Raw genomic sequence first — 18,895 nt, forward strand, 5'->3', positions numbered from 1 at the left:
GTTTATCCTCTAAAAAATTAATATGCCGATATATACTTCCCTACTTTCACAAGACAATAAAATTATAAAGTATTTAACAACTTCAATAGAAATAGAAATAAATTCTAAAGAAAAAATATTTTGTAAAAGTTAAGAACCCAATAGCAAAATATCCATTCAAAGAAAAAAAATTATAGGAAAAAAAGAAAAAAAGAGAGGTTAAAAAGAGAATAATTACAAAAACACTATTTTTAGAACTTAAAATCAAATTTACATAGTAATAACTCGGAAAAAAAAGTTTTACAATTTTAAGTACTATTGTGAAAGCCGAATTTTTACTTTTTTTACTTAAATTTAAAAATTATAGTATTTCCAAATTTATAAAAATAAAAATCCACTTAAAATTAAGTGGATTCTAAATGTATATAATTAAAATTAATTAATTATTGATCGCCGCAACTCCAGGAAGTTCTAATCCCTCCAAACTTTCAAGCATAGCTCCACCTCCAGTAGAAACATAGCTTACTTTATCACTATAACCAAATTGTTTAACAAAAGCAACACTATCTCCCCCTCCAACTAAAGAAAAAGCTCTTTGTTTTGTAGCTTCTGCTATACTATTTCCAAGGGCTATTGTTCCAGCAGCAAAATTTGACATTTCAAAAACTCCAATAGGACCATTCCAAAGGATGGTTCTAGAATTTAAAATAACATCATTGAATTTATCCCTTGATTTTGAACCAGCATCCAATCCCATCCATCCTTCAGGTATTGAATAGATATCAACTTCTTTTCTTTCGACTTCATTATTGAAGCTTTCTGCAATTATCGTATCTGAAGGAAGATATACTTTTACATTATGCTGCTTAGCCTTATTCAAAATTTCAATAGCCAAAGACAGCTTATCTTCTTCCACCAATGAGTTGCCAATTTTACCTCCTAATGCCTTAATAAAAGTAAAAGCCATTCCACCACCAATAATTAAATTATCAATTGCAGGCAAAATATTTTCTATAATGGTTATTTTAGTTGAAACTTTAGATCCGCCAAGTATTGCAGTAACAGGACGTTCACCACTCTTTAATACCCTATCAATAGCTTTAAGTTCCTGAGCCATTAATAAACCGAAAAACTTAGTTGAATTAAAAAATTGAGCAATAACCGCTGTTGACGCATGTGCTCTATGCGCCGTACCAAAAGCATCATTGACATATGCATCCGCTAATCCTGAAAGCTGTTTAGCAAAAGATTCATCTCCCTTTTCTTCTTCTTTATGAAATCTTAAATTTTCCAATAAAAGAATCTCTCCAGATTTTAACTCAGAAGCTGCCTTTTCAGCATCCTCTCCTACACAATCATTCACAAATTTTACCTCTCGACCTAAAACATGGGAAACTTCATCCAAAATATGCTTAAGAGAAAACTCATCTTTGATTTCACCTTTAGGTCTTCCGAGATGGGTCATAAGTATTACAGCACCTCCGTCATCTAAAATTTTATCCACCGTAGATTTTACAGCAACAATTCTTGTATTATCCGTAACCTTTAGCTGATCATCCTGTGGAACATTAAAATCAACTCTCACTAGAGCCTTTTTATCTTTAAAATTGAAATCATTGATTGTTTTCATAAATATCGTTGAATTATCGTTTCACAAATGTAAGATTTTAAAATTTTTGAAAAGCTGCAACTTTATAAAAGTTATCAAAAAAAATTCCCGACGACCCAACACCCAATAAGCAACAATTTAATCTTTCTAAAAAAAAGTACTTGTTATTGTTGTTGAGTGATGTGAATTTAGGGGATAACTTTTCTTATAAAACTTTATAACATATAATTTAAATGAAATTCATATTTAATTAACAATTTAATTCATTGTAAATCTGATTTTTCTAGTACTTACTAACAGATATGGATAACTTTTCCCCAATTCTAATTATTAATAACTGATTTATGGAAAAACTAGAGAAAATTTGAAAGAAAGTTTTTGAAAATTTTTCTAAGAATTTTTGGAGAGTATTTTCATTACTGAATTTTTAAATTGTAGGAAACAATTATTTTAACAAAGTTTTCCACAGTTATTCACATTGATTTTAACATTTTATCAGATAGTAATTAACAATTTCTGAGTAAAAGAATTTTTTTGTGTTGGAAGTCAAAAATATATTGAATTCCAATGTTTTACATTGTATGGAAATATGTAATTTATTGTAAATAAGAAAATTACTACTTAAGATATAAAATGATTGTACTCTTCGTTTTTCAAATGATTTTGATCTTTTTTAGATTTTTCTATTAATCTAAAAATAGTTTACAGGATAGCTTTAATTACGGGTATCAATCGAAATAGAGCTTAAGATATTTGCTAAAATAGTAAGTATCTTATATATAGCCTATTTCTTCAATGTAAGATTTTTAATGCAAAACCTTACAAAACAAAGAATTGAATTTGGATTTACCGTAACTTTGTATTAAAGATTTAAAAAATTATATATTTATAATAAGTAAAATAAAAGTAAAAAATGAAAAGAAAAATTGCTATTGCTGCTGATCATGCAGGGTATGAATATAAAGAGATTGTTAAGAAGTATTTTTCGGAAAATTTTGAAATTCAGGATTTTGGAACGTTTTCCACAGACAGTGTGGATTATCCGGATTTTGTACATCCTGCAGCAGTATCAATTGAAAATGGAGAAAATGAATTAGGCATTTTAATTTGCGGAAGTGGAAATGGAGTTCAAATTACTGCAAACAAACATCAAAAAATTAGATGTGCACTTTGTTGGATGCCCGATATTGCTACATTAGCTAGACAGCATAATGATGCTAATATGATTTCAATTCCTGCTAGATTTATTTCAAAGGAAATTGCAATAGAGATCGTAGACAAGTTCCTTTCTACCGATTTTGAAGGAGGAAGACATCAAAACAGAGTTGATAAAATTGCATTTTGTTAAAATATAAAGGCTTGTAAATCATATTACAAGCCTTATTTATTATTTATTTTGTATATTTGTGCATCTCTAGAAATAATTTCTGTTAAACCTATTAACTATTTCAAAAAAGATTCAAAAGGTTTTTCCTCCTCTTTATATTTGCAATATTTTTTTACAAAACAAAATCTTTTATAGGTAGTGGAAGGAAAATTGCTGTTGTTAAAAATAAGAGATTATTATATTGGTCATTAAGGATAATTTATGACTCAATATGAGCTCAAAAATGGTTAATCTTATTTTAGCCTAAAGAATTTAAATAAAATTAAAATGTCAAAAAAAAGAAAATATATAAGTCATAAAAATGAACTTAAACTCATGGAAATTGGAAGATTAATCTTGCGTTTCATGAATGTAAATCCAACAAAGATTTATAATTATAAACAAATTTCAGATGGAATAGATTATAAAAATCCTAGACAAAGAGAACTTGTAGTACAAGCTCTGCACAAACTTCAAGCTTCGGAAAAAATTAAAGAAGCAGAAAGAGGAAAATATATAGTGAATCTGAAAATTGCAGGAACTTTAACCGGAATTATTGATTTCAATCAATCAGGAAATGCTTATGTAAGTGTAGAAGGATTAGAAGAAGATATTTTTATTCATTCCAAAAATGTGAAAGATGCTTTGCAGGGCGATAAGGTCTTAATAATAACCTATCATTATAAAGGCAAAAAGCTTGAAGGATCAGTTTTGGAAGTTTTGGAAAGGACCAGAACCGAATTTGTGGGAACACTTCAAATGGTAGCGCATAAAGATTTTGGATTTGTTGTGTGTGATAAAAAAGCGATCAATACAGATATTTTTATTCCAAAAGGAAAATTTGGAGGAGCCGAAGATGGAAATAAGGTTATTGTTAAAATGACAGAATGGAAACCAGGAGATAAAAATCCGGAAGGTGAAATTATTCAAGTTTTAGGAGCTCCGGGAGAACATGAAACAGAAATACATTCCATCCTTGCAGAATATGGTCTACCCTATGAATTTCCTGAGGAAGTGGAAAGAGATGCTGATAAGATTGATAGAAGTATCAACGATGAAGAGGTTTCAAAACGTTGGGATATGCGTGGTATTTGTACTTTTACGATTGATCCCAAAGATGCTAAAGACTTTGATGATGCTTTATCTATCAGAAAATTAGAAAGTGGAAACTGGGAGATTGGGGTTCACATTGCGGATGTTTCTCATTATGTAATTCCTGGAACTATTTTAGATGATGAAGCATATGAAAGAGCTACCTCTGTTTATTTGGTAGATAGAGTTGTTCCCATGTTGCCGGAAGTTTTGAGTAATGATGTTTGTTCACTTCGTCCACATGAAGATAAATTTACATTCTCAGCAGTTTTTGAATTGAATGATAATGCAGAAATTCAGAAACAGTGGTTTGGTAGAACGGTTATTCATTCTGATAGAAGATTTACTTATGAAGAAGCTCAAGAAAGAATTGAAACCCATAAAGGTGATTTAGCTGAAGAAATTTTAGTTTTAGATAAGTTGGCGAAGATCATGCGTCAAAAAAGGATTAAAGATGGGGCGATTACTTTTGATAGAAGTGAAGTTAGATTTAATCTTGATGAAAATAATGAACCGATTGGCGTTTATTTTAAAATAAGTAAAGATTCGAATCATTTAATTGAAGAATTTATGCTTTTGGCCAATAAAAAAGTTTCTGAATTCGTTTCTTTAAATAGAAAAGGAGATATTACTCAAAATACTTTTATTTATAGAGTGCATGACGATCCGGATCCTGCTAAGCTTGAATCTTTAAGGGATTTTGTTTCTACTTTTGGATATAAGATGGATCTGGCAAATACAAAAAAAGTAGCTGAATCTTTAAATAAATTACTTCACGATGTAAAAGGAAAAGGGGAAGAAAATATGATTGAAACATTGGCGATGAGAAGTATGAGTAAAGCTGTATATTCTACCGAACCGATAGGTCATTATGGCCTTGGTTTTGAATATTATACACACTTTACCTCTCCCATTCGACGTTACCCGGATTTGATTGCGCATAGGTTACTTCAGCATTATTTGGATGGAGGAAAGTCTCCAAGCAAACCTGAATTGGAGGAAAAGGCAAAACATTGTAGTTCAATGGAAAGACTGGCAGCGGATGCAGAAAGAGATTCTATCAAATTTATGCAGGTGAAGTTTATGGAAAAACATTTGGGAGAAACTTTCAATGGAGTAATTTCGGGAGTGGCAGAATTTGGTTTTTGGGTAGAAATTCCAGAAAATGGTGCGGAAGGATTAATTAAATTAAGAGATTTAGTGGATGATTCTTATATGTACGATGCTAAAAATCATGCAGTTTATGGAACAAGACATGGTAAAAAATACCAACTTGGAGATCAAGTACAGATAAAAGTTGTGAAAGCAAATTTGATCCAAAAACAGCTCGATTTTAAGATAGTTGATTAATTGGATCATAAAGGCTAACTTTGTGTAAAGTGGAATGAAAAATTTTTCATTTTAAATAACAATTGAATGTTTGAACTTATACTTTCTGCTATTATATTAGGCTTTATGTTGAGCCTGGTTTTTATAGGACCTATTTTCTTCCTATTAATTGAAACCAGCTTTTCTAGAGGCCCACGCCATGCTTTAGCATTGGACATAGGAGTAATTTCGGCAGATTTACTATGTATTTTGGCAGCTTATTATGCAAGTGCTGATATTGTAACGCTTATTGATAAGCATCCTGGTTTTTATAGAATCACTTCCATTTTGATTTTTATATATGGAATTGTAATGATGGTTACCAAAACCAAAATGCATATGCCGGGAGAAGAGAGAATTATTAATCAGAATTATTTTAAGACTTTTATTAATGGTTTTTTCTTTAATCTTTTAAATGTAGGAGTTATTCTATTTTGGCTGGTAACAGTAATTTCGGTAAGAAATCAATATCCTGATACTGAAAGTTTTATACTATATATCAGTATTGTAATTATCACTTATCTATGTATAGATCTCGCCAAAATATTTTTAGCGAAACAGTTTCACGATAAGCTTACACAAAAATTAGCAAACAAAATTAGACGAATTGTAGGCGGAATACTTATTGTATTTAGCTTCTTTATATTTTTACAAAGTTTCAAAAAATTTAACCAATTTGATAAAAAATTGGAAGAAGCAGAAAAAAAAGAAATAAAATATCAGAAATCTAAATGAATGAGAACCTCTTTCCAAATCCACTGAAAAAAGGGGATAAAATTGCTATCATTTCTCCGGCAGGAGCTGTAGATCTTACTCAGCTTGAAAAGGGAATTAATATGATAAAAAGTAAAGGTTTTGAACCTATTATTGGGGAACATTTATATACTAAATTCTCCAATGGTTATAATTACGCAGGGACAGAACAGGAAAGAATAAAAGATATCAACTGGGCTTTAAATGATAAGGAAATATCTGCAATATGGGCTTCAAGAGGTGGATATGGATGTCAACACCTTATTCAACATTTGAATTTGAAAGGATTTGTAAAACATCCTAAATGGTATATTGGTTATTCGGACAATACTGTTATCCAAAGTTATTTATTGAAAAAAGGATTTGCTTCCATTCATGGACAAACTGTTAAAACTTCAAGCTTTGGAGTTACTGAAAAGAGCTATGATTTAATTTTTGATATTCTAAAAGGTAAAACACCAATCTATAATTTAAAATCGAATGTTTTTAATAAAAAAGGAAATATTGAAGGGCAATTAATTGGGGGGAATTTAGCACTCATTTACGCACTGTTAGGAACTAAATATTCTTTTACATTTAAAGATAAGATTTTATTTATTGAGGATATTGGTGAAAACTTTTATGCATTAGATCGGATGATAATGAGTCTTGATCTTTCTGGAGTTTTTAATAAAATTAAAGGGCTTATTGTGGGAGGAATGACTAATATGGGAGATCAAAAAGAGAATAAGAGTTATGAAGAGAGCTTCGATCCATTTGTATATAAATTAATTTCTGAAAGAATTTCAAAATACAAATTCCCCGTCGTTTTTGGATTTCCAAATGGACATATTAAAGATAATAGACCTCTTATTATTGGAGGTAATGTTAAGATGGAAGTACAGGACACCATAAAGATTGAGTTCTAAATAGGTTAAATTTTTATGGCTTCTCATAATGATTTTGGTAAAAAGGCAGAAGATTTAGCCGTTGATTTTCTTAAAGAAAAAGAATATACAATTCTAGCAAGAAATTTCCGTTTTCAAAAATCTGAAATTGACATTATTGCGGAAAAAGATAATCTCATTATTTTTACTGAAGTAAAGGCTCGCTCTACAGATGTTTTCTTATTACCTCAAGAAGCAGTGGATAAGAAAAAAATTAAATCAATAGTTTTTGCTGCAAATAATTATCTTGAGAAGTTTAATAAAAATAATGAAGTAAGATTTGATATTATTGCTGTCCTTCGTAACGAAAAAGAAAAATTACTTATTAATCATATAACGGATGCTTTTGAAGCATTGGATGCCCATTAATTTAACATATAAAGGAATATAATTATCTTACTAGGATATATTACTACATGTATTTATGAAAACAATATTGATCACCGGAGCTACTTCTGGAATTGGAAAATCTACAGCAGAACTTCTGGCAAAGCAAGGAAATAGAATTATTATCTGTGGAAGGAAAATTGACGTCTTAGAATCAATGAAAACAGAATTGTTATCTATTACCGAAATATTTAGTTTAAAATTTGATGTCAGGAATTTAGAAGAAGTAGAAAATGCAATGAATTCGCTTCCTGAAAATTGGAGAAATATTGATGTCTTAATTAATAATGCTGGGAATGCCCACGGTTTAGATCCTTTATCATCGGGTAAGACTGATGATTGGGATTCCATGATTGATGGAAATGTAAAAGGACTTCTTTATGTTTCTAAAATGGTAATACCTACTATGAAAGAAAGAAATGTAGGCCATATTATAAACATTAGCTCAGTGGCTGCTAGGCAGACGTACGCAAATGGTGTTGTATATTGTGCAACCAAAAAAGCAGTGGATGTCATTTCTGAAGGAATGAGAATTGAACTCACCGAATTCGGAATTAAAATTACAAATATCCAACCGGGAGCTGTAGAAACTGATTTCTCTTTGGTAAGATTCAAAGGTGATAATGAAAGAGCTGAAAATGTATATGCAGGCTATGAAGCTTTAAAAGCGGAAGATATAGCAGATGCAATTGCCTATTGTATAAATGCGCCCCAACATATGTGTGTATCTGATATGACAATTTATCCTACAGCCCAAGCTGAACCGAGAACAATTTATAGAAAATAAATTGAAGAAATTTTTATTATTCATCATTCTCTTTTTCTTTCTTATGGTGTGTAATGGCCAAAAGAAAAAAACTTTTTGTGATCTATCAGAACTTACAGAAAGAATTCATCTTCTAGATTCTTACATGCAAAATAATGATGCTAACATTGTAGATCTTTTGTGTGCTGATGTTTCTTTTGGACATTCCAATGGTTGGGTGCAGAGGTTGAATAATTTTAAAGAAGACTTTGCATCACAAAAAATTAGGTATAACAAGATTATACAAATCGAAATCTCAGAATGCAAAGAATATAAGAAAGTTGTAAGTATTAGAAGAAAAGTCAAAGTATCAGGAACGTATAAAAATCAAGATTTTGAAATGGTATTGGCATTACTGGAGATATGGAGAAAAGAGAAATCGGTATGGAAACTTTGGAGTCGGCAGAGTATAAAAATAAACCCATAAATTTGCAAAAAATAAAAGACATTTTTGTGAGAGCAAAATGCATCAGTTTAAAATAAAGAAATGAAAATTTTATACCTTGAAACCTCTTCAAAGAATTGTTCGGTAGCAATTTCTGATAATGAAAAGTTATTATGCCTTTGTGAAGAAACTTCTGAAAATTATAAACAATCGGAAAGCCTCCATACATTTGTAGAATGGGCTTTGGAAGGAGCCGAAATTTCTTTAAAAGAAATACAAGCAATATCTTTAGGTAAGGGTCCCGGATCTTACACAGGGCTAAGAATTGGTGCAGCCTCTGCAAAAGGCTTTTGTTATGGGTTAAAAATTCCTTTAATTGCAGTGAATTCTCTTGAAAGCATGATAGAACCCTTTTTAGGACAAAACTATGATTATATAATACCCTTAATCGATGCAAGGAGAATGGAAGTATATATGGCGGTTTATGACGGTAATACAGGAGAAGAAAAGATAGGTACAGAAGCTAAAATTTTAGATGATGCTACTTTTCAAGAATATAGAGATAAAAAAATAATATTTGTGGGAGATGGAGCAAAAAAAGCCAAAGAGGTTCTCCAGCTTCCGAATGCCGATTTTAATGAAAATATTTTTCCTTCATCAAAATACTTAATAAAGAAAACCTTGGAAAAAATAAATAAAAAAGAGTTTGAAGATGTAGCTTACTTTGAACCATTTTATTTGAAAGATTTTCAAGGAGTGAAAAAGAAGAAAAGCGAAGATTAATCTTCGCTTTTCTTTTTATTTTAATTGCGGTTTTTGAGGAACCGAATTTGTATTGTTATTTTCTCCACTTCCAGGTGGTTTTTGGGGAACTCCCATAGGATTAACAGCTGGTTGGTTGGGAATATTATTATTTTGAAGCTGCTGAGGAACTGAATTACCTTTATTATCCATGGCTTGAAAACCGATATCACTTTTTAAGTAATTCAACATTTCTTTGGCTTTTATTCCTTCAGGAGTTTTAGAATAATTAAGTGCAATTTGTTCTAATTGTAATATCATTACCTCTTTCCCACTCGTTTTACCAGAATTGAAAGCATTGAGAAGAAATAATTTAGGAACAAGAGCATCCTTCGGATTTTTCTGGATGACTTGATCTATGACTTCCCTACTCTCCTGAAATTTTTCCGATTCAAACAATTCATACGCCTTTGTATATTCATTTTCTACATCAACGGAAGATTTTACAAATGAATTGTTTTTAGGATTTCTGGCAAACTCTGCATATGAGGTATAAGGATAATCCGTAATTAGCATCTGTTTAGCTCGTTCAGCGGCTTGAGGGGTCTTCTCATAGTTCATCGCAAAAATCTCATATAAAGCTTGTAGCATTACTTTTTCTTCAGGTTTTACGTCCACCAGATCATACAACGTCTTTGTCGCTAATGGAGTATTCGTAAAATAATTCTGATACATAATGCCTAAGCCTAAAGAAGCCGTATCTCGATCCTTTTTTAGCTGATCTAATTTGGCAAGATCTTTTGGAATTTGTTCAATATAATAAGAGGTTTCAAAACGTCTTGGGTTGGGTGCATCAGCCACACCTAAAGCTTCATTTTTCATATCTTCAATAGAAGCCATTTTTTTTGAATATCTCCAGTTATCTGCAAGAGCTCTATCTCCCCAAACCTGCTTAAAAGAAGATGTTCCTTTGGATACTGTTCCGGTATTACTAAAATAAAAGCCTTTAGGAGCTACTCCAAAATCTGTAAAAGAATTTGAGCCATTTGCAAACATTGAATTGGCATTGTAATCTCCCGTATCAAAACCTTTCAATCGTTCTGCCCGGATTTTTTCCAGCTGTTCTTTTTCTTCTTTCGCTTTTAATTTAGCAATGTGTTTAGTAAAATAATCGTTTTTTTCAGTATCAGACATTTTAGCTAAAGTGAGGATACTATCATTTTTTTTAATAAGATAATAGTTTTTTGATATTTTCTTAATATTGATAGATTGCTCTTTCAAAAGTTCTTTTGTGGGTTCATAGGTCATAGCTACTAACGCTGAATCATAGTAACTTCCAGCTCCGATGTAATCATTTTTATCGAGATAGCTCTTCCCTATTTCATAATAAGCTAAACCACGAACTTGAGGATCAGAAACTTTTTCGGTTAAAGATTTTCTGAAAAATTGTTGAGCTTCATCTTTTTTCCCTGCTTTATTAGCCATTAAACCTAAAGCATAATAAAACTCGTTTTTTCTTGAACTATACGTCCCTTTTTTACTTATATCCTCTAAATATTTTCTTGCACCTTCATAATTACCTTTTCCATTGAATGTCTTAGCAATTTCAATTTGTGATTTTACTTCAAATTCGAAATCATTGGCATATTTATAGGCTGCTAAAAAACTTTCTCTCGCCTTTTCGTTTTGTCCTAAACCCTCTAAAATTTGACCTCTTAAATAAGCAATTCTACTTTTAATTTTTCGATTACTGTTTAATTCAAAAGCTCGATCCAATTCTTTTACCGCTTCATCTTTTTTTCCTGCCTCTAAAAACGCTTCTGATTGATAGATGCTTAGTAGTTTATCATAACTTTTATTGATTTTATCTCCTTTTAGTTTGGCAAAAACTTCTTGAGCTTTATGATAATCTTTGATTTTAGCATACGCAACTCCTTGATACATTCTTGCAAGAGGAATTCTCTTGTCATCTTTCATATAAGTGAACAGATAATTTAAAGCATCTAATGCCTCAAGAGATTTATTTTGATAAATTCTTGATTGAGCTAAAATAATGTAAGCATCAAAAATTTGTTTGTTCTTTTCTTCCCCATTTCTTCTTACTGAATATTTATTAATAGCTTTTAATGCTTTGGCTTCAGCTATTTGGAGAGTGGTAGCCCCTTGGGGAGCTAGGTCAGGGTTTTCTATACCCGTACCAGGCATAGCAGGATTATTTTGGCCACTACCAGGAGGGGCTGCAGGAGCACCAGGAGGTCTATTAGGAGCTGATCTTCCACTGGAATTATTATTTACCTCTGCCATTTTCATTGTATTTTCAGCAAAGGCAGGAGACTGTCCTAAATCACTTCCCAAAGGTTGCTCTTCGAAGGTCAGAATAGTGATATAGGGAGCATAAAAATTATCTTTATGACCCTTATCTCTGGATTCAAACTCGCTGTTTAATGCATCTTTTGCATTAAACAACGTGTTGTAATATGTCGAAAATCCTTTCAAAAACTTAGATCGTTGCTCCGGCCTTTTGGTTTTTGTAGCACAAGAAGCAATAATACATGCCATCAAAAGAAGTAAAATATTATGTTTCATTACTCAATTATAACTCTCTAATATACTTTTTAGTATGTAGTTTGATGATTTTGTAAAAATAGTAAAATTTTATAATGAAAATAGTTATAGTTCTTTCAAAATTTTATAAACTACATGGGTAGGAAGTCCCATTATTGTATAAAAACTTCCTTTGACTTCTTTAATTTTTGCCATTCCTAACCATTCCTGAATACCATAGCTTCCTGCTTTGTCAAAAGGTTTATAATTTTCAATATAATATTGTATTTCATCATTGGTGATTTCATTAAGCATTACATCAGCAACATCAGTTTCTGTAATTGTTTTATCTTCTGTTTTAATGGTAATTCCCGTATATACATGATGTTTCTTTCCAGATAAAAACTGTAACATTTTTTTTGCATCCTCTATATCTTTAGGTTTTCCAAGGATTTCATTATCAATGGCTACTACAGTATCCGCAGTTATTAAAACTTCATCTTTTTTTAGTTGTCGAAATGTATCGGATTTTAATTTAGAAAGATAGGCAGCGGCCTCTCCTACTTCCACATGTTCAGGAATAATCTCTTCACATTCGATTTTTACCACTTCAAAATCAAACCCTAAACCTGAAAGTAATTCTTTTCTCCTTGGAGATTGTGATGCTAGTAATAGTTTCATTTTTCAGATTTTATATAGATTGGGTATTATCATCATGCCAATTTCCTTGAATTTTCATGACTTGCTCAATAACATCACGAACTGCACCACTTCCCCCCTTTTTAGGGGAAATATAATCAGAAATGCCTTTTACTTCTGGAACTGCATTTTCAGGACACGCTGCGATAGCAGAGTTTTCCATAATATGAATATCCGGTAAATCATCTCCCATAGTTAGAATTTCCTCGTTTTTAAGATTATATTTGGTTTTAAAATCTTCAAAATCAATCATTTTGTTATGAGATTTAGGATAATAATCTTTAATTCCAAGATAATTTATCCTATGTTTTACCATTTCGTCATTTCCACCGGTTATCACTCCGATTAAATAGTCATTTTTTAAGGCTTTTACCACAGCATAACCATCTAATACATTCATAACTCGACACATATTCCCTCCCGGAAGAAGATAAACACTTCCATCAGTGAAAACACCATCTACATCAAATACAAATGCTTTAATATTTTTTAATTTCTCTTTATAGCTCATACATTTTTTGAATAGAATGATTCATTGTTTTATAAATTTCAAGACTTTCACCTTTTAATAATTGCTCATGTAATTCTAGGATTCTTTTGTCATTTCTTACTGCGGGACCGGTTTGGGCCAATTTGGGATCAATTTCGTAGATTTTCTCAACAGTCTCATCAATGAGTGGAAAAAAATATTCAAATGGAATTTCTTGAGAGTCTGAAATTTCTTTAGCCCTTGAAAAAAGATGATTAACAAAGTTACAGGCAAAAACAGCGGTTAAATGAATATATTTTCTTTTTTCATAGGTACTTTCCAATACATTTTTAGAAATTTTATTTGCTATTTCAAATAGAAACGTCTTATCTTTTTCATTTTCAGCCTCAATAAAAAATGGAATTGTTGAATAATCTAATCTTTTAGATTTTGAAAAAGTTTGTAAAGGATAAAAGCTTGATTTTCTGTACTCTCCTACCAATATATCTTTTGGTAACGAACCTGAAGTATGAGCAACCAAACAATTTTTATTTGTAATGAGTTGAGAAACATTTTCTATAGAATTATCACTCACACAGATAATATATAAATCAGCATCTTCTATTCTATCTGTTGAGTATGGAATATTTAATTCTTCAGAAATTTTCTTCAGTTCTTTTTCGTTTCTCCCAAAAATTTGAGCTAAGTAAATATTGTTCAGAATAAAGGCCTTTGCCATATGGTAGGCTACATTTCCGGATCCTATTATTACAATTTGCATATAACAAAGATAAGATTTTATGATATTTGGACTAAAAATTGAATAAGTAATTTAACTTTCAGTTATTTTTGTAATCAAAAGAATGTAAGCATCCAAATGAAGATTAAAGACGCGGAAATTATTACGCTGATGCAAAATCCGCGGACTCTAGAGCAAGGAGTCCGTGCACTGATGGATGCTTATCAAAGCAGATTGTATTGGCACATAAGAAGAATCATTGTAGATGGGGATCTTGCTCAGGATACCTTACAGGATACTTTTATTAAAGCTTATCAGAATTTTCATCAATTCAAGAATGATAGTCAATTATATACTTGGCTTTACAGAATTGCTACGAATGAAGCATTACAGCAAGTAAATAAAATGAAGAAAATGAAGAAAACTGATGAAGATCCCGAGTATCATATGCAGAATCTTATAGCAGATAATACAGATGATGATGCAGAAGAAATACAGTTACTTTTACAAAATGCCATACAAAGTCTGCCGGAAAAGCAAAAATTGGTATTTATGATGCGGTATTATGACGATTTGGCCTATGAGGAAATATCCAAAATTGTAGATATGTCCGTAGGAACGTTAAAGACAAATTATCATTATGCCAAACAGAAAATTGAAGAATATATAAAAGAAAATTACGAAAATAACTTTTGAAAATCAAAAGAAATGAAAGATTTTGATATAGAAAAACTAGAACGCAGAAACATTTACAAAACGCCGGATAATTTATTTGAAAATATTCAGCTACATGTAATGAATGATGTGAGAAATGAGAAAGAGAATAAAACACCCATATTTAAGCTGTATTGGGCGTATGCTGCTGCGGCAGTAGTGGCCTTGATATTTGGATCGATTTTTATTTTTAATTCACAAAATGATTTTACGATAAAGAATCAAGATAATGCAAAAGGAACCTATGTTTCGAATACTCAAGAATCAAAAACAGAGGGACAAATAGCATATGAAACATTAAAATCCGATTTAACTTCTATTGAAAATAATAGCCCTAAATATAATACCCAAGAAGATAGAGAAGTGCTATATACTCAAAATAAGGAGGAAAAAATAAAAGAAAAGCAAACAGTAATACCTGCTTCAAAACAAGATGAATCTCGGATGAATGAGTATTTGGATTCTTTTACAAATTCTGAAATCGTAGAATTAGCCAGTAATTCAACTCAAGACGTTTATTTGGATTTATATAATTAAAAAGGAAAATGAAAAAATTATTATTTACGCTTTTTATTATTTATGGTTTTTGTTTGAATGCTCAAAGAACAGATTACGACTGGAAAAAGATGAGTCCTCAGCAAAGAAAGGAAGTAATTAATAACCTTTCCCCTGAAGAAAGAAAAGAATTACTGACTAAATTCAGAAATAATATGGTGATGGATAACTTAGATATTGACCCTAGTGATAAAGCTGAATTTACCCAACTTTATAATGAGTATTTGGACAGCCAGAAGCAAATAAAAAGGCAGTTTGACCCTAATTTTAATCCGGAAAATTTATCTGAAGATGAAGCCAAAGCAAAGCTACAGCAAAGCTTTGAAGTAGGGCAAAAATTATTAGATAATAGAAAAAAATACGCTGATAAAATGCAGCAAGTTATTCCCTGTCAAAAAGTGTTAAAGCTATTTCAATCTGAAGGAATGATGAGAGATAAAATGAATGAACGAAAGCCACATAACAGGAATAATAATCCTTCAAAGCAAAAATAAAACATAATAGTTTATTTTTTAATGTTGGACGACTCTCACCGTTTTTTGTGAGAGTCGTTTGATTTTTAAATGAATTTGTATTTTTGCGAATAAATTTAAAATTGATGAAGCAAACTCTACTCTTATTCCTACTTTTATTTTCAAACGCATTCTTTGCTCAAAGGACAGAAACTATTGATCTTTCCAAATCCATCAAGAATAGCAAAAATGGTGTTAAAACATTTACTGTTATTGACGAAAGACCTAATAAAGAAATAGGTATGGTAATGTATCATAAAGACCCTGTAAATATTGTTTTTGAGAAGGATGGGGTAACGGATATAAAAGATTGGTTTTATAAAAGCAATCCTGTAAGGGGAAATGATGAACTGGTTCTATTACTAGAAAACATAGAAATATCCGAAGACAAAAAAGAAAAATACTCTATAGGTAAACTGACTCTGAAAGCAAGTACTTTTATTAAAAAAGAAGATGGATATCATTTCTTATATAGAACGGATACGATTGCTTCGGTATCATCCAGAATAACTCCATATCTTGCTCAGACGTTAGCAAAAAAAATAACGATTTGTTTGACAGAATTATTTAAAAGCTCCTATAAAGTTAATCCTTGGAAATATGCAGTTTCAGAAAATGAACTTACTAATTATAATTCTTTCCTCAAAAATAATCTTGAATTATATAAGAATGATCAATTAGAAGAAGGTGCTTATAAAGATTACTATAGTTTTTTTACTCAGGCTCCTGAACCGGGATTTACGCTTGTAACCAACAAGAAAGGAGAGGTAACGAAAGCTATCAATGGATCAGAAAAAATATCTTTACGGCAGATGTACGCTTATACACTCAATGGTAAAGCTTATAAAAATCTTCCCTTGGGATCGGCTGAAATTTCAAAGGATGAAAAAGGATATTTTATTATGACCTCAAAGGCTGCATTGTTTCCAAATGATAATGCAAATGGGGCAATGATTGGAGCAATGGCAGGAGGATTAATAGGAGCAGTGGTAGGAGGAATTATAGATGCATCAACGTCTTCTGGTAAAATAAAGATTAAAGACCTGAAAGTTTATTTAGATCCGTTTACAGGAAATTATATTTTTGAAGAAGAAGAGTATAAGTTTCAGTAAGAATTAAAAAGAGTCTTTATTTATCAAAATGATTGAGTATGGAAACTCTGCCAAAATTAATTTTTTACAGAGCAAAAATAAGAATAAGAAATTGTCTTGCTTTTTTTTATCTTTGCAAATTACAATGTTCTTAAATGAAAAACATACGAAATTTTTGCATAATCGCTCATATCGACCATGGTAAAAGTACTTTGGCGGATCGTCTTTTAGAGTATACTAATACGGTTACTCAGAGAGAATTACAGTCTCAGACGCTGGATGATATGGATTTGGAGAAAGAAAGGGGGATTACGATTAAATCTCATGCGATCCAGATGGATTATGAATATAAAGGCGAAAAATTTATTTTAAATTTAATTGATACACCGGGACACGTAGATTTTTCTTACGAAGTTTCCCGTTCAATTGCTGCTTGTGAAGGAGCTCTTTTGATTGTAGATGCAGCTCAAAGTATTCAAGCACAAACAATTAGTAATTTGTATTTAGCATTGGAAAATGATTTGACAATCATTCCCATTTTGAATAAAATAGACCTTCCTTCTGCAAACCCTGAAGAAGTAACCGATGAAATCATGAATTTAATTGGTTGTGAGTACGAAGATGTATTGCGAGTTTCAGGAAAAACAGGAGAAGGTGTTCATCATTTATTAGAGCAAATTGTTGAAAGAATTCCAGCCCCGGTTGGAGATCCTAATGCACCTCTTCAAGCTTTGATATTTGATTCAGTTTATAATCCTTTCAGAGGAATTGAAGCTTATTTTAAAGTGGTCAATGGAAGTATTTCTAAAAACGAAAAAATTAAATTCTTTGCTACAGGAAAAGAATATGGAGCAGATGAAGTTGGCACTTTAAAACTAAAGCAAGTCCCAAAGAAAACTGTTGAATGTGGAGACGTAGGCTATTTGGTTTCAGGTATTAAAGATGCTCGTGAAGTAAAAGTGGGGGATACGATTACCTCTTTTGAAAAACCGGCAGCAGGACCGATTGAAGGTTTTGAGGAAGTAAAACCAATGGTTTTTGCGGGTATTTATCCCATTGATTCTGAGGATTTTGAAGAGCTGAGATTCTCGCTGGAAAAGTTAAGGCTAAATGATGCTTCTTTGGTTTTCGAACCAGAAAGTTCAGCAGCTCTTGGTTTTGGTTTTCGATGTGGGTTCTTAGGAATGCTTCACATGGAAATAGTTCAGGAACGCCTTGATAGAGAGTTTAATATGAACGTTATTACCACCGTTCCAAACGTATCTTATTTTGGTTATTCTAAAAAAGAACCTGAAGTTCCTATTTTGATTAATAACCCTTCTGAAATGATGGATCCATCAATTATGGATAGAGTAGAAGAACCTTTTATTAAAGCTTCTATTATTACAAAATCTGATTTTGTGGGTTCTGTGATGACGCTATGTATTGAAAAACGGGGAGAAATTGTTAATCAAAGTTATTTAACATCGGAGAGGGTTGAGCTGATTTTTAATATGCCTTTGGCAGAAGTTGTTTTTGACTTCTATGATAGATTAAAATCAATATCTAAAGGTTATGCATCATTTGATTATCATCCTATTGGATTTAGAGCTTCTAAATTAGTGAAAATGGATATTCTGATCAACGGAGATATGGTGGATGCTCTTTCTTCCTTGATTCATGATAGTAATGCTTATCACATTGGTAAAAAAATGTGTGAAAAACTCCGTGAGCTGATTCCTAGGCAACAATTTGATATCGCAGTTCAAGCAGCATTAGGAACGAAAGTTATCGCTAGAGAAACGATTAAAGCATTAAGAAAAGATGTGACGGCAAAATGTTATGGAGGTGATATTTCTAGAAAACGAAAGCTACTAGAAAAACAGAAAGAAGGTAAAAAGAAAATGAAGCAGATTGGGAGGGTAGAAGTACCACAATCGGCATTCATGGCGGTATTAAAGCTAAATGATTGACTAGTCCTAAATAAGCGTTACAGATTATTAGGTTAAAAATACTAATATTTTATGAGATATTTGTCGGGCTAGTCCGACAAATATCTTTGTTTTTATAGGTTTTTATTTTTACACAATCTTGTTTGTGCATTTGCTCAGGGGTTTTCATATAGCACGACCAATGCGGTCTTTTGTTATTATAAATGTGAATCGCATCTTTTACTAGTAAC

The 18,895-nt window shown here is 31.3% G+C and carries 18 protein-coding genes; 13 read left to right on the plus strand and 5 right to left on the minus strand.

Annotated elements, in window-relative coordinates:
- Nucleotides 1–418 precede the first annotated feature (418 nt).
- Nucleotides 419–1,609, minus strand: a complete 1,191-nt coding sequence (locus CHRY9293_RS06850) for a phosphoglycerate kinase (protein WP_162032324.1) — start codon at nt 1,607–1,609, stop codon at nt 419–421.
- An 892-nt stretch (nt 1,610–2,501) separates the two neighbouring features.
- Between CHRY9293_RS06850 and rpiB the strand changes: the two genes are divergently transcribed.
- The 8 genes from rpiB (at nt 2,502) to tsaB (ending at nt 9,453) form a co-directional block, all read left to right on the plus strand.
- On the plus strand, nt 2,502–2,936 hold the full coding sequence (gene rpiB, locus CHRY9293_RS06855; RefSeq protein ID WP_162032325.1) for a ribose 5-phosphate isomerase B: 435 nt from the start codon (nt 2,502–2,504) through the stop codon (nt 2,934–2,936).
- A gap of 306 nt (nt 2,937–3,242) precedes the next feature.
- Nucleotides 3,243–5,396 (plus strand): ribonuclease R, encoded by a 2,154-nt coding sequence (rnr, locus tag CHRY9293_RS06860; RefSeq protein ID WP_162032326.1) that lies wholly within the window; start codon nt 3,243–3,245, stop codon nt 5,394–5,396.
- A gap of 66 nt (nt 5,397–5,462) precedes the next feature.
- Nucleotides 5,463–6,149 carry a LysE family translocator gene (locus CHRY9293_RS06865; protein ID WP_122545601.1) on the plus strand — a complete coding sequence of 229 codons (687 nt, stop codon included), beginning with the start codon at nt 5,463–5,465 and terminating at the stop codon, nt 6,147–6,149.
- Nucleotides 6,146–7,075 carry a S66 peptidase family protein gene (locus CHRY9293_RS06870; protein ID WP_162032327.1) on the plus strand — a complete coding sequence of 310 codons (930 nt, stop codon included), beginning with the start codon at nt 6,146–6,148 and terminating at the stop codon, nt 7,073–7,075. The genes CHRY9293_RS06865 and CHRY9293_RS06870 overlap by 4 nt, the downstream gene beginning before the upstream one ends.
- A 15-nt stretch (nt 7,076–7,090) precedes the next feature.
- Nucleotides 7,091–7,462 carry a YraN family protein gene (locus CHRY9293_RS06875; RefSeq protein WP_162032328.1) on the plus strand — a complete coding sequence of 124 codons (372 nt, stop codon included), beginning with the start codon at nt 7,091–7,093 and terminating at the stop codon, nt 7,460–7,462.
- Nucleotides 7,463–7,517: 55 nt separating this feature from the next.
- Nucleotides 7,518–8,267, plus strand: a complete 750-nt coding sequence (locus tag CHRY9293_RS06880) for an SDR family NAD(P)-dependent oxidoreductase (protein WP_162032329.1) — start codon at nt 7,518–7,520, stop codon at nt 8,265–8,267.
- 1 nt (nt 8,268) lies between these two features.
- On the plus strand, nt 8,269–8,712 hold the full coding sequence (locus CHRY9293_RS06885; RefSeq protein WP_162032330.1) for a nuclear transport factor 2 family protein: 444 nt from the start codon (nt 8,269–8,271) through the stop codon (nt 8,710–8,712).
- Between the two features lie 60 nt (nt 8,713–8,772).
- On the plus strand, nt 8,773–9,453 hold the full coding sequence (tsaB, locus tag CHRY9293_RS06890; protein ID WP_162032331.1) for a tRNA (adenosine(37)-N6)-threonylcarbamoyltransferase complex dimerization subunit type 1 TsaB: 681 nt from the start codon (nt 8,773–8,775) through the stop codon (nt 9,451–9,453).
- A gap of 15 nt (nt 9,454–9,468) precedes the next feature.
- Here tsaB and porW read toward each other — a convergent pair whose 3' ends face one another.
- From porW to CHRY9293_RS06910, 4 genes are all read right to left on the minus strand, one after another.
- Nucleotides 9,469–11,997, minus strand: a complete 2,529-nt coding sequence (porW, locus tag CHRY9293_RS06895) for a type IX secretion system periplasmic lipoprotein PorW/SprE (RefSeq protein WP_162032332.1) — start codon at nt 11,995–11,997, stop codon at nt 9,469–9,471.
- Nucleotides 11,998–12,081: 84 nt separating this feature from the next.
- A complete protein-coding gene (locus CHRY9293_RS06900; RefSeq protein WP_162032333.1) occupies nt 12,082–12,636 on the minus strand; it encodes a Maf family nucleotide pyrophosphatase in 555 nt (184 codons plus the stop codon).
- A gap of 10 nt (nt 12,637–12,646) precedes the next feature.
- Nucleotides 12,647–13,165 (minus strand): KdsC family phosphatase, encoded by a 519-nt coding sequence (locus CHRY9293_RS06905; protein WP_122545593.1) that lies wholly within the window; start codon nt 13,163–13,165, stop codon nt 12,647–12,649.
- On the minus strand, nt 13,155–13,904 hold the full coding sequence (locus tag CHRY9293_RS06910; RefSeq protein ID WP_162032334.1) for a Rossmann-like and DUF2520 domain-containing protein: 750 nt from the start codon (nt 13,902–13,904) through the stop codon (nt 13,155–13,157). The genes CHRY9293_RS06905 and CHRY9293_RS06910 overlap by 11 nt, the downstream gene beginning before the upstream one ends.
- A gap of 96 nt (nt 13,905–14,000) precedes the next feature.
- Between CHRY9293_RS06910 and CHRY9293_RS06915 the strand changes: the two genes are divergently transcribed.
- From CHRY9293_RS06915 to lepA, 5 genes are all read left to right on the plus strand, one after another.
- A complete protein-coding gene (locus CHRY9293_RS06915; protein WP_122545591.1) occupies nt 14,001–14,558 on the plus strand; it encodes an RNA polymerase sigma factor in 558 nt (185 codons plus the stop codon).
- A 12-nt stretch (nt 14,559–14,570) separates the two neighbouring features.
- Entirely contained in the window at nt 14,571–15,113 is a 543-nt protein-coding gene (locus tag CHRY9293_RS06920) for a hypothetical protein (RefSeq protein ID WP_162032335.1), read from the plus strand.
- A gap of 8 nt (nt 15,114–15,121) precedes the next feature.
- Nucleotides 15,122–15,625, plus strand: coding sequence for a hypothetical protein (locus CHRY9293_RS06925; protein ID WP_162032336.1), 504 nt, complete (start codon nt 15,122–15,124; stop codon nt 15,623–15,625).
- A gap of 104 nt (nt 15,626–15,729) precedes the next feature.
- Nucleotides 15,730–16,755 carry a glycine zipper family protein gene (locus CHRY9293_RS06930; protein WP_162032337.1) on the plus strand — a complete coding sequence of 342 codons (1,026 nt, stop codon included), beginning with the start codon at nt 15,730–15,732 and terminating at the stop codon, nt 16,753–16,755.
- Nucleotides 16,756–16,889: 134 nt separating this feature from the next.
- The gene (gene lepA / locus CHRY9293_RS06935; RefSeq protein ID WP_122545587.1) at nt 16,890–18,686 is read left to right on the plus strand and encodes a translation elongation factor 4; all 1,797 of its coding nucleotides are present in this window, start codon (nt 16,890–16,892) and stop codon (nt 18,684–18,686) included.
- Nucleotides 18,687–18,895: the final 209 nt, after the last annotated feature.

It is taken from the genome of Chryseobacterium potabilaquae (assembly GCF_902728265.1).
GTDB classification, from domain to species: Bacteria; Bacteroidota; Bacteroidia; order Flavobacteriales; family Weeksellaceae; genus Chryseobacterium; species Chryseobacterium potabilaquae.